Here is a 1,420-nt window from a genome sequence, read left to right as displayed (position 1 = left end):
CCCCGCCCCCACTAAAAAATACGCCCACCGGAATAACAAAACCCCCCCTCCCCACCAACCCCCCCCCCCCCCCCCGCACGCCCCCCCCCCCCACCCCCCCCGCGACACCCATCCAGCACCGGACCAAATATGACGACCGGTCTACATAGTCGGGCTCGCGACAAGCATGAGCACCCCCGCCCGCGCGCAGGAAGTCGACCTGGCCGACTTCCTGCGCAGCGCCCCCAGCCAGACGGGACGCGCAGAATATGGCGACCGGTCTACATAGTTGCGTGCGCGGCGAGCGGCGCCGCCGCCTCCGCCTCCGGTGCGCACAGGAAGTCGGCCTGATCGACTTCCTGTGCGGCGCCTCCAGGCTGGCGGGTTGGGAGGCGAGGAATATGACGGTCGGTCTACATAATTCCCCGAGATGGAAACGGTGCCGGGCGCAGGGAGTCGGGCGGGGCGCCGTGTGACGTCCAGCAGGCGGGGTCTAGGGGTCTGTGCGATGGGTCGTGTGAGCTGGTCAGGGCCGCGCCCTAGTGTTTGCTGTTGAACGAAGGGGGTCGCTTGTCGCGCAACACAGCCGAAGCAGAGGCGGGGATGAAGGGGATCACGTTTCCTGCCTGGCACGGAGAGCACTACGTGACGCTGGCTGAGCTACTGGTCCGCCTGGGCAGCTTCGGCCTGGACCTGCAGTGGCGCGTCGAGTTCGACGAAATCGTCGATCCTCGTTGCGTCGAGATGGAGAGACGGTCTGCCGACGGCGGCATGGACACGTTGACGCTGTTGTCACTGACGGCCCCCTTCCTCCAGCTGATCGACGCCGAAGCACTTGGGTTCGCCGGGGACGGGGTGATGGTCGCCCTGACCGAAGTGGACAGCTCGCAGTGGGACGTCAGGGCTGTCGACGAGCGCGTACTCAGCGAACTTCGCCGCCACTATCCGGGTGCAACAGACCTCTGAGCGGGGCGTCTCACGCCGGGCGGAGCCATAGGCGGATCGAGGCCACGGTGACCGTCCCATGGAAGACATGCGCCCTCTTCTCGTAGCGCGTGGCGACGGCTCGGAAGTCCCTGGGCCGGTTGATGGTTCGCTCGACTTCGTTGCGGCGGCGGTAAGCCGTCTTGTCGAACCCGGTCGGCCGGCCGCCTCGGCGGCCGCGGCGCTGACGGTTGGCCCGCCGGTCTCTCGACTCGGGGATCGTGTACTTGATCTGGCGCCCGCGCAGGTGAAGCCGGTTGCGGCGCGACGAGTACGCCCCATCGCCCCCGACACGGTCGGGCCGGGTGCGCGGTCGCCCACCAGCCTGCCGGGGCACACGGATCTCTTCCAATACGGAAATCATCTGCGGCGCCCCCCCTGGCCGGACGTGATCACAAACCCGAGCGGGCGACACCCGCCCTCCCCCACGCGCAGGAAGTCGGCCTGGCCGACTTCC

Annotated in this window: 1 protein-coding gene and 1 pseudogene; one reads left to right on the top strand and one right to left on the bottom strand. The window is 68.2% G+C overall.

From position 1 onward, the window contains the following. The first annotated feature begins 549 nt into the window (after positions 1-549). Complete coding sequence (locus ACFVHI_RS35960) at positions 550-945, top strand: hypothetical protein (RefSeq protein ID WP_380346206.1); 396 nt, start codon at positions 550-552, stop codon at positions 943-945. A gap of 10 nt (positions 946-955) precedes the next feature. Here ACFVHI_RS35960 and ACFVHI_RS35955 read toward each other — a convergent pair. After that, positions 956-1,420, bottom strand: a pseudogene (locus tag ACFVHI_RS35955) (transposase); the annotation flags it as partial.

This window comes from Kitasatospora sp. NPDC127121, assembly GCF_042677305.1.
Lineage (GTDB): Bacteria > Actinomycetota > Actinomycetes > Streptomycetales > Streptomycetaceae > Kitasatospora.
This window is presented reverse-complemented; position numbering and strand designations above follow the sequence as displayed.